Here is a 10,386-nt window from a genome sequence, read left to right on the forward strand (position 1 = left end):
AATTATAACACTTAAAATTTAGACGGCGTTTATAAGAGTGAAATTTGGTTTAAAATGTGTTTGAAAATTTGATACGAGCGCGGAAGGATGTTTAATAGAGCTTTACATTGCTTGCGTTTTATTAAATTTTAAAATTTCATGAACGAGTAATTTCGGCTCTAAAATTTGAGCTAAGCTGCAAGCGAAGCCAAATTTTAGTAGTCAATTCTTAGGGGTGAATGAAAGTTTTAAAATTTACCAAAAAGCATAAATTTACTACGATCCATGCAGTAGTTTAAATTTGTTTAGTGCAGATTTTATCTGCCATATCCCTACTCTATCCTGCCTCTTGCCAAAACTGGCACTTTTTCGCAGACCTCATCGCCGCTTACGAGATAGGCGTAGTCATACAAATTTACCACCGGACAGATGTGATTTGGATAGATGCGAACAAGATCGCCCACGCGCACACTTTTTGCAAATTTCTCGTTTAAGATGATCGCATGCTCGTCAAACAAGCTATCTATCCACACTTCATGCTCCGCGATGAGCCCCATGCCAGGTGTCGAGCAAAAGCCCTCACTTCGCCTCTCTTTGGTTAGCGCCTTTGCCCCAGCATCAAGGATCGTGCGGGTCGTGGTCGGCCTTGAGATCACTACGCTAAGCACGCTAGCGGCGTTCATATCAAAGCTACCATAAGCATTCGCCTGCGACGCATCCATAAATATATATGTGCCAGGGCGCAGCTCCGTAACGCCTTTTGGTATCTCAAAGTCGTTTATCAGTGATGGCGTCGAGCCTATGCTAACGGTGAAATTTTCATACCCAAACTCACGCGCGATATCAGCAAATTTTAGCGTTCTTGCAGTCGCTACTTTAAAAATTTGCTCGCACTCACGCTTATCTTTTGCCTTGTACGAGTGGCCATCATGCGAGAAAACGCCACAAAATTCCACGTTTTTGCACTCTTTAAAAGCGCCCATCAAAGCTCTAAAATCGCTCTCTTCTATGACGCCTGAGCGGTTTTCGCCAACTTCTATCTCGACAAGTAGCCTAGCTATCTCGCCAGCCTCGCCAAAGACCTCGTCAATAAGTCTTAAAACGCCCACACTATCGACGCCAAAGCTCACTTTTACGCCAGATCTTATAAGGGCTATAATGCGAGCAAATTTCTGCCTTGTGACGATCTCATTTGCGATGAAAATGTCTCTTAGACCCTCTTTTGCCATCACTTCAGCCTCGCCCACCTTTGCCACTGTGATGCCCTTTGCACCGCACTCTACTTGCAGTTTTGCAAAGTATGGCATCTTGTGCGTTTTAGTATGTGGTCTTAAGCTTACGTTAAATTTATCAGCATATTTTTGCATTTTGTCTAAGTTTTTTAGCACTATCTCCCTGTCTATGAGCAGTGCTGGAGTGTCTATTTCAGTGATTTTCATGAGCTATCCTTTCTTTTTTCTTAGATTTTAACTCTAATTATTTAAAAAAGGATAGCTTTTTGCACTTTAAATTTTCAAAGTGTTACTTTTAGGCCTTTCTTGCGCCGATCTTTGGTGCGTCAAACGCCCTGACACGCTTTGGCGTACCCTTAAATTTCTCGACCTCGACAAGGCTCGTGTGGGCGGTGTTGCTCTGGCTCATCTTGCTTGATGGCACGTCCTTTGTGAGCACGTTTAAATTTCCGTGCAAGCAAAGGCTCTTCTCGCCTGGCACATCTGGGTCGTACCAAGCGCCCTCGCTCACGATGACGACGTTTTGTGGTACGTCCTCGGTCACAAATGCACCGCACAAAATTTCGCCCCTGTCGTTGTAAATTTTAACCACATCGCCCATTTTTATCCCTCTAGCCTCGGCTGTTTTTGGGTTTATGAGCACTGGCTCGCGCTCTGCGATCTCGTTAAAATGGCGAAGCACAGAGTTGTTTAGCTGCGAGTGAAGTCTAAATTTAGAGTGCGCGCCGCTTATGGCGATAGGATATTTTTTATTTTTTGCACCCAGCCACTCAAACGGCTCAAGCCACGTCGCATGCGGTGGGCAGTCGTCGTAGCCAAAGCCAGCGACCGTTTCAGAGTAAATTTCTATCTTGCCAGATGGCGTTTTTAGTGGGTTTGCCTCTGGGTCGTCACGGAATTTCTTGTAGTTTGTAAAGTAGCGTTTTTTCTCATCGACCTTGTCAAATCTAAAATAACCCTTATCCCAAAACTCATCAAAGCTTGGCATGCTCTCATACCCAAGCCCAGCAGCCTTTTTAACGGCATCTTCGTAAATTTCTTTGACCCACTCTAGCTCGGTTTTGCCCTCGCTAAATGCCTCTTCTCTGCCCCACTCTTTTGCGATCAGCCTTGCGATCTCGAAGTCGCTTTTACTCTCGCCAAATGGCGCAACAAGTGGCTTAATAGCAAAGAGATATTCGCTAGTTGAGTTTGCCATCTCGATGTCCGTTCGCTCGCACTCAAGTGCAGCTGGCAGGACGATGTCGCTTAGTTTTGCCGTGCTCGTCCAAAATGGCTCGCAAGTGATGATCGCTTGCACTTTTTGCATAGCTTTTATCGCTCTATTTGTCTCTGGATGCCTTGTAAATGTCGAGCCATTGGCGTTAAACATCACTCTGATCTTTGGTAGCTTGTAGCTCTTGCCATTTCTTGTTATCTCTTTGCCAGGGCTTAAAAGCGCGTCTATAAGCCTTGAGTTTGGCAGCTCGTAGCCCTTAGTCTTTGGCACCAGCCCGCTATCGATAAATTTTTGTGGCACCTTCGTCTCAAAAGCCGCTAGTTTAGGCGCTATGAAGCTTTCATCGGCGTTTTTGTGCATGCCGTCATTTGTGACAAAGCCGCAACCCTCTTTGCCGATGTGCCCAAGCATTGCACTTAGCGTCACAAGCGCCCAGTACGCCATCTCGCCGTGATCTTGCCGCTGAATCGCGTAGCCGCTAACTATGACTGCGTCGTTTTTAGCTAGATCCTCGCTAAATTTCGCCAGTTCTTGCTCGCTCACGCCACAAATTTTACTTGCCCAAGCTAGGTTTTTATTGACCCCGTCTTTTGCGCCAAGCATATACTCTTTAAATTTATCAAAGCCAACGGTGTATTTTTCTATAAATTCTTTGCTATAAAGCCCCTTTTCAAAAAGGTAGTTACACATACCTATCATCATCGCCGTATCGGTGCAAGGCACGACTTCAAGGTACTTTGCGCCAAAATATCTTGCGCTTTCGTTGCGATAAACATCGACGCTATAAATTTTCATCTCGCCGCTCTCGCCCTTTTTTCTGATCTCATCGTAGTATTTATATGAGTTGTGAAGCGGCACGCCAATGGCGATCTTGTTTGAAACGACTGGGTTTGTGCCCCAAAATACGATCGTTTTGGCATTTTTTAAGATAGCCTCCCACTTTGTTGGTGCGAGCGTTGGGTCGATCGAGCCTGTGATGTGCGGCATGATGACAGTCGCTGCGCCGTATGAGTAACCGCCAAGCTCATTTACATATCCGCCAAGCACGTTAAGTAGCCTCTTTGCGGTCTTTTGGCTGTGGCCAACTTTGCCAAGGCTACCCCACTGATAAACCTGTCCGTATATCGCTTCAGAGCCGTATTTATCGAAATTTTCTTTTAAAATTTTCGCGCTTAGCTTTATCGCCTCGTCCCAGCTCACGCGCACAAACTCCTCTTTGCAACGAAGTTCAGGCTTTGGGTTGTTTGGGTCAGCCAAAAAGCTCTTTCTAACAAATGGAAATTTGACCCTGCTTTCGTTTTGGATATGATCAAGAAGTGCGTTGTTTAGCTCATTTGGGCACGCATCGCCCTCAAATGGCTCGGTCTCTACCACGCGACCTGCGATAGTTTTTACATAAAATGGGCCAAATTTATTTGCACTTAGTCCGCTTTGCTTGTCAAAAAGCGCTTGAGCTGCTCCGTCAAGCTCTTTTGCTTGAAGGCTTGCTGCGCTTAAGGCACCAAGTTTTAAAAAGTCTCGTCTTTTCATTTTTTCTCCGATATTTGATTAAATTTGTTTGGTTTTATGAGTTATAAATTTACTATTTTGTATCATCTTGTCATGAAAAGGCCTTGTAATGTAATACGCAAACTTGCGTCTAAATTGCGTTATTTTAGCCAAAAAATATTAAAGGATAGACAAATGGTAGGATTTTATGTAAATGTAAAGTTAAAAGCTGGATATGAGGCAAAATTTGAAGAAATTTTAAAAGAGATCGTGCCAGCTTCAAGAAAAGACAAAGGCTGCATAAGCTACGAGTGTGGCGTGGTTGCAGGCTCTAAAAGCGAATACTGCTTTATGGAGAGCTGGGAAAATTTAGAGAGCCAAAAAGAGCATATGAAGAGCGCTCACATGGTGAAAAACGCAGCTGCACTTGAGGCTTGCAAAGAGAGCCAAGAGGTGAAAATAATAAATTTTGTAAGCACAAAGGAATAATATTTGCTTAAAAAGGGGCAAAATTTAGAAAAATGAGCGAAGAAAAGATGCTTGAGATGATAAACGCGACTGCCGATATTATGTTTATGGCTATACTTAGAGGGCGTGTGAGCCTTGAAGCCTGCAAAAAGGATAAGGAATTTATAGACGCTTTAAGAGAAGAGCTGCTTAGCAAAAACCCAAACAAGCTCAAAGTCGCGCAAGACTCGCACCAGATGATCGCCATTTTCGAAAAATACCGCAATAAAAAATAATCCAACTTAAAATTTAAAATTATTTGCCGATATAGTGTTAGAAGGATCTGACATGATAAACGCTCTAAATGGACTTAATCAAAGCTTTAACTATCAAGACGCTTTTAATAAGCAGCCAACGACTATCGCAAATTTAGGCAAAGTAAAAATTTCTCCCAATGCCCTAGACATCAAGCATCTATCACTTTCTGGCTACTCGTCAAATTATAAAATTTCTATCTGGGTCAAGATAAATGGCATCGATAGTTCTATGAGTAAAGATGAAGTGGCTAGCCTTAAAAATTTCGTTGATAGCACGAAGCTTTGGAGGTTAAATTCCATCCTAACCAGCGAGAAAAACGGCTTTAGCGTAGATGAGTTTAACAAAACTTACAATATATATGCTATTGCCACCGACAACCTGAAAATTCTAATCAACCACGCCAATGGCACACTTTATCTAAACCGCGAAGCTACAAATTTACTAGACTCTGATCTAAGCATAGATAAATTTAAAGACAAATGGCTGGAATTTACCGCCGAAAGGATACTTGGCGAGCATGCAAATGTGAAAATTTCTTTTAAAGACGGAGCCTTGCACTACGAGCAAACATCGGCTAAAAAGCGCATAGAAATCCTAGGTCAAGCGATGGCGCATCGTGTAAGCTACGCTGACAAAAACAGCAAAGATGAGTTTTTGAAATTTCTAAAAACAAGCTATGAAAAGGGCGAAAATATCGCTGATGTGCTGCAAAATATCGCTCTTACGCCAGTTAGAGAAGATGGCGGTGAAGAGATAGAAGAAGAGAAATTTAAGCCTATGCAAGTTACCAAAAAGAGCGTGACCTACACGGATAAGGATATAAAACGTGAGTTTTTTGAGGAATTTATCAGGCGTGAGGTCGAAAATGGAGCGAGCTTTGATGATCTAGTGCAAAAGCTAAACAAGCTAAAGCCAAAGGATATACTGGCTTAGCTTTATGGTTTAAATTTATGGGGCTGGCCTGGCGCGCTAAATTTTATTCAAGCTTAAATTTAAAGAGCCAGTTTAACTCCAAAAAAATCTACTCGGGCTTAAATTTAAAGAGCTAGCTTCACTTCTCAAATTTCTGCTCAATCTTAAATTTTAAAGAGCCAGCTTTGCTCCATAAATTTATATTCAGGTTTAAAATTTAAAAACCAGCCAGCCTAGCCCAAAAAATTTCTACTTTGGATTATTTATACTTATCACCATATTTTTCTCATCAAGATATAGCCTAGCAGCCTCTTTGATGTCGTCATTTGTGACCGCTTTGACCGCATCTATATACTCATCAGCCGTGTAAAGTGGCGTGTTAAAAATTTTATTTGAGATGATGAGATTTTGCCAAAACTCAGGCTTTTCATAATCTTTCTTTATAGAAATTTCACTCTGCGCCTTAAAATCCTCCAAATGTTTTGGCAAGAGCGCGCCACTGCGCTTGATGCTAGCTATTATCTCCTTTATCTCGGCGATGATCTTGTCCGTGTTTGCAGGGTCGCAAGTAAAGCCGATCACCACCTTTGAGTGCTCATACGGATAGCGTGAGAGCTTGGCGTTTAGGCTAAAGCCGTATGTTTGCCCCTTATCCTCTCTGATCTTTTCACGAAGCGCCGTTTTTAAGACCGAGTTTAGCGCCCTTAGCTTGACCACCTCTTTAAAGCTATATTTTGTATCTAAATTTACTATATCCACGCTCACGTCGCTTCTTTTTGAGGTCTGATACTCCCTTTTAAAGGTGTGCTGCCCCTTGATACTTCGCACGCCATCATCTTTGAATTTCTCCTCGTCTCCCTTTGCTGGCAGCGTGGCGATATACTTCTCAACTAGCGGCAAAAGCGTCGCCTCGTCAGTGTCGCCAACGATGACAAAGATATACGAGGCGGCATTTGTAAATTTATCATGCACGATCTTTGTAAGCTCTTGTAAATTTAAAGCGTCGATATCTGCCATCTCAATGGGCGCTACACGCTTGTTGTTTTCGTAAAAAAACTTGCTAAATTCGGTGCTAAATTTATATTCAGGTAAATTTTGCTCTTTAGCTAGCTCATCTTTTGCTCTTTGTTTTATCCTCTCAAGCACGTTTGCATCGGCTCTTGGAGAGCTAAACTCTAAATTTATAACAGCTAGCAATGAGCTAAGATCACCACTGCTTGAAGAGCCGTAAAAGCCCTGTGTAAGTGCCTCTATGCTCTTTTCGTAGCTTACTATCTTGTCGTTTAGCACCTTTGAAAGCTCGTAGTTGTTAAATTTACCAACGCCACTTTCATTTGTAAGCGCAACCGCAAAACCGCCAAGCTTAGGATCATCTAGATCTGAAGTGCCACCCTTGCTAATGGCTGCAAACAAGATGCTATCTTTTTTGGTGGCTAGTGGCTTAAAGATGACTTGCGAGCCATTTGGCAGCTTATAAGTGTAGATGCCATGCTTTTGGTCAAATTCGCTAGAAAGGGTATCTTTTGGCTCTAAATTTTCATTGCCAAGGCTCTTATTTAGGCTCACGTTAGCTAAATTTGTATCGTAAGGTTTTGCCTCATCCTTTAGCTTCAAAAAGGCATCTTTGCTAAGCTTAAAGCCATCTTTACTAAAGACCCTCACGCGCTCATCAGGTATGGCTAAAATTTGCCTAAATCTCGCATTTACTTCTTCAAGCGTGATCTCATTTAAGAGCTTTAGGCTAAGGTTTTTGCTATCTTCATCGCTTAGCACAAAGCCGCCATTTTCGATCATGTTTAAAATTTCACCTGCATAAACGCTTGATTTTTTAGTTTTTGAGCGTTTAAATTTAGCCTCCACGTTTGCCACAAACGCCTTTTTCACATCGCTAAAGTCGCCTTTATTAAAGCCAAATTTCTCAATGCCCTTTAAAACGCTTAACATATCTTTAAGGCTAGCGTTAAAATCATCTCCAATCACATTTGCCTCAAAACTATAAATTTTTTGCTTTGCTTGAAGCGTTTGCACCATAAAATCAACGCTTAAATTTGATGAATTATTTGCATTTTTTTGCTCATAAAGCATATTTATAAGGCTTGCTATTAGCGCATCTTTTAAATTTCTCTTCACATCAGCCTCATCCAAGACTGGCTTAAATTTATCAAAAAAGCTAAGTCTTACAAACTGAACCGCCGTCTCGTTTGCGTCGTAGTTAAAGACGTTTAGCCCATCTTTAAAAGCGATGCTTTTATCTGGATGAGCGTAAGAGTTGCTATTTTTTGCTGCGCTAAAGCTTTTTTCTATCAGAGTTTTTATCTCATTTTTATCAAAGTCGCCAACTGCCACAAAGCTCATAAATCTTGGCTGATAAAGCCTCTCGTAAAACTCTTGCATGTGCTTAGCATTCACGCTTTTTATCACGTTCATGTCGCCTATTGGCACTCTTTTTTGATAGATGCTACCTGCAAAGATGTCCTTACTTTGGGCAAGATAGAGCCTATAAGCTGGCGTGTTTCGCTGGCGCTCCTCCTCCATTATGACGCCACGCTCCTTATCAAGCTCGCCTGCATCGATCTTTACGCCATCGATCCAGTTTGAAAAGACCTTAAAAACGTCCTTTAAATTTTTCTCATTTACATTTATACTTAGCGTGTAGCTCGTCTGATCATAGCTTGTTTGCGCGTTTAGATCAGCGCCAAATTTAACCCCAAGGCTCTCAAGCTGTTTAATGAGCTCATTTTTGCTAAAGTCACGGCTGCCATTAAACGCCATGTGCTCCAAAAAGTGCGCAAGCCCCTGCTCGCCCTCTCTCTCATCGGTCGAGCCTGAGTTTACGACTAGGTAAAATATGGCTGTATTTTGCGGGAGTTTGTTCTCTTTTATATAGTATTTTAGCCCATTTTTTAGCTCGCCACTTAGCATATCTTTGTCATTTTGCAAGGCAAAGAGACTAAGTGCTAGGCACAAAAGTAGCAGAATTTTTCTCATAATCCGTCCTTTAAATTTCTATGTAAAAGCGGATTTTAGTATAAATTTTAAAATGCAAGATAAAGCTAGCCTGCTAAATTTGCAGGCTAGTTGGGAGGTGTTATTTTAGTTCGTATTTTTTAAGCAGTGCGTCGTAGCTGCCGTCTTTTTTCATCTCATCTAAAATTTGATTTATCTTAGCGATAAGCTCACTCTGCTTATTTTTATCAAAAGCGATTGAAAAGCCCTCGCTACCATCAACCTCTTTGAAAAACGCCTCTACTTCAGGGTTTTTCTTGATAAAGCCATAGCCGATCGAGCTATCAAGGATGACCGCGTCAAATTTGCCAACTTTTAGACCCATGATGAGTGGCACAGTATCTTCTGAAGGCACTACTTTTGCGCCATTTATCGCATTTGCAGCTAGCTCTTGGATGGTGCCTTGTTGCACGCCTACTTTTTTGCCAGCTAGCTCTTCTTTAGCCTTAAGAGCATCGTTGCCTTTTTTCTTTAGGTAGATGTTTTCAGTTAGGTAGTATGGCTTTGTAAAATCAATCGACTTTAGTCTATCAGGAGTCGCACTCATCGCACTTATGATGCCATTTATCTTGCCAGCTTTAAGCGCTGGGATGAGGCCATCGAAGCTCATATTTACTATCTTATATGAAAAGCCAGCACACTTTGAAATTTCATCTATAAGATCGATGTCAAAGCCTGTTATTTTGTTATTTTCATCGATGTATTCAAATGGCGGGTAGTTTGCCGCTGTACCAAATTTTAGCTCGTTTGCACAAAGAGCAACAAAAGCTGTCAGTAAAAGAGCAAAGATCTTTTTCATGTCTATCCTTTAAGGTGATTTAAAGCCCTAATTATCGGCATTTATCTATTAAAATTTGTTTAAATTTAGCGCAATGATATAAATTTAGACAAGCTTGTAAAGTGTATAAGCAAATACGCTATAAAGATTTCAATCAAATTTTAAAATTTATGAGCGAGCGTATCTAAAAATTTATTAGAGCTTTTAAAACGCATGCGGTGCTTCAGCACCATTGTATGCCACTTCTAACGTGCGAGGGGTTTGAGGGATCTGAAGGGAGATAAGGGGACGGCTTCGTAATTCAAGTCCCCTTGTCCCCCTTTGGATAAAAAAGTTAAAACCTCTTCTTCCTAACCTCTTCAACTATAGCTTTAGCCATCTCATCTACTTCTGATGTGACTTCATTTGCTTGGTTTGCAATTACAACGTTTTCTTTTGTTAGGTGATCTATTTGAGCAACTGATTGATTTATCATGTTTATGCCTTCGCTTTGCTCTTTTATAGATTCACTCATCTCATTTATTGATTGAGCTAATACATTTGTATTTGCTTCTATCTCACCTAGTGATTTTTGAGTTCTTTCAGCTAGCTTTCTAACTTCATCAGCAACAACGGCAAAGCCACGTCCGTGTTCTCCTGCTCTTGCTGCTTCTATTGCGGCATTAAGAGCAAGTAGGTTTGTTTGATCTGCTATATCTCTAATGATAGTTATGATGTTTTTGATTTCATCACTTTGTCTTATGACATCAGCTGTCTTTTGAGAGATGGCATTCATTGAGCTTGACATTTGCTCAACTGCAGCAGCAGATTCTTGTAAGCTATTTGCTTGAGTGTTTGCTGAGCTTGCTACTTTAGATACTGATTCAGCTAGAAGTTTAGCTTTTTCTTCTAGTACTTGTGCTTGGTTTAGATTGTCATTTAGCATTTTAGATATCTCAATGCCTAGTGAGTTTATACCACTTGCTATCTTACCATCATCATCAAGTCTTTTTGTAAAGTCTTGGTTT

General features: G+C 41.3%; 8 protein-coding genes. 3 read left to right on the forward strand and 5 right to left on the reverse strand.

The genetic code is table 11. The annotated features are described in order from the left end of the window. Positions 1-311: 311 nt before the first annotated feature. The gene (locus tag F3G88_RS08225) at positions 312-1,418 is read right to left on the reverse strand and encodes a D-TA family PLP-dependent enzyme (protein WP_149715861.1); all 1,107 of its coding nucleotides are present in this window, start codon (positions 1,416-1,418) and stop codon (positions 312-314) included. 88 nt (positions 1,419-1,506) lie between these two features. After that, positions 1,507-3,960, reverse strand: a complete 2,454-nt coding sequence (locus tag F3G88_RS08230; RefSeq protein WP_149715862.1) for a molybdopterin-dependent oxidoreductase — start codon at positions 3,958-3,960, stop codon at positions 1,507-1,509. A gap of 153 nt (positions 3,961-4,113) precedes the next feature. Between F3G88_RS08230 and F3G88_RS08235 the strand changes: the two genes are divergently transcribed. The 3 genes from F3G88_RS08235 to F3G88_RS08245 are packed head-to-tail and all read left to right on the forward strand — an operon-like array spanning position 4,114 to position 5,616. Continuing rightward, positions 4,114-4,407 carry a putative quinol monooxygenase gene (locus F3G88_RS08235; protein ID WP_149715863.1) on the forward strand — a complete coding sequence of 98 codons (294 nt, stop codon included), beginning with the start codon at positions 4,114-4,116 and terminating at the stop codon, positions 4,405-4,407. A 32-nt stretch (positions 4,408-4,439) separates the two neighbouring features. After that, positions 4,440-4,661 (forward strand): hypothetical protein, encoded by a 222-nt coding sequence (locus tag F3G88_RS08240; RefSeq protein WP_002941152.1) that lies wholly within the window; start codon positions 4,440-4,442, stop codon positions 4,659-4,661. A 52-nt stretch (positions 4,662-4,713) separates the two neighbouring features. Continuing rightward, positions 4,714-5,616, forward strand: coding sequence for a Cj0814-related protein (locus F3G88_RS08245; protein ID WP_149715864.1), 903 nt, complete (start codon positions 4,714-4,716; stop codon positions 5,614-5,616). 228 nt (positions 5,617-5,844) lie between these two features. On the opposite strand, the gene F3G88_RS08250 is transcribed toward F3G88_RS08245, so the two are convergent. The 3 genes from F3G88_RS08250 to F3G88_RS10535 all read right to left on the reverse strand — a co-directional run. Then, the gene (locus tag F3G88_RS08250) at positions 5,845-8,583 is read right to left on the reverse strand and encodes a M16 family metallopeptidase (RefSeq protein ID WP_149715865.1); all 2,739 of its coding nucleotides are present in this window, start codon (positions 8,581-8,583) and stop codon (positions 5,845-5,847) included. Positions 8,584-8,683: 100 nt separating this feature from the next. After that, positions 8,684-9,400 carry a basic amino acid ABC transporter substrate-binding protein gene (locus F3G88_RS08255; protein WP_149715866.1) on the reverse strand — a complete coding sequence of 239 codons (717 nt, stop codon included), beginning with the start codon at positions 9,398-9,400 and terminating at the stop codon, positions 8,684-8,686. 313 nt (positions 9,401-9,713) lie between these two features. Continuing rightward, positions 9,714-10,386, reverse strand: a 673-nt coding sequence (locus F3G88_RS10535; RefSeq protein WP_223228737.1) for a methyl-accepting chemotaxis protein, incomplete at its 5' end; no start/stop codon positions are given.

Source organism: Campylobacter concisus (assembly GCF_902460675.1).
GTDB classification, from domain to species: domain Bacteria; phylum Campylobacterota; class Campylobacteria; order Campylobacterales; family Campylobacteraceae; genus Campylobacter_A; species Campylobacter_A concisus_AJ.

Bases quoted from the DNA above. Each gene is read 5' to 3' on its own strand.
- F3G88_RS08255 (WP_149715866.1), bottom strand. From the start codon at position 9,400: ATGAAAAAGATCTTTGCTCTTTTACTGACAGCTTTTGTTGCTCTTTGT.
- F3G88_RS08245 (WP_149715864.1), top strand. From the start codon at position 4,714: ATGATAAACGCTCTAAATGGACTTAATCAAAGCTTTAACTATCAAGAC.
- F3G88_RS08230 (WP_149715862.1), bottom strand. From the start codon at position 3,960: ATGAAAAGACGAGACTTTTTAAAACTTGGTGCCTTAAGCGCAGCAAGC.
- F3G88_RS08225 (WP_149715861.1), bottom strand. From the start codon at position 1,418: ATGAAAATCACTGAAATAGACACTCCAGCACTGCTCATAGACAGGGAG.
- F3G88_RS08240 (WP_002941152.1), top strand. From the start codon at position 4,440: ATGAGCGAAGAAAAGATGCTTGAGATGATAAACGCGACTGCCGATATT.
- F3G88_RS08250 (WP_149715865.1), bottom strand. From the start codon at position 8,583: ATGAGAAAAATTCTGCTACTTTTGTGCCTAGCACTTAGTCTCTTTGCC.
- F3G88_RS08235 (WP_149715863.1), top strand. From the start codon at position 4,114: ATGGTAGGATTTTATGTAAATGTAAAGTTAAAAGCTGGATATGAGGCA.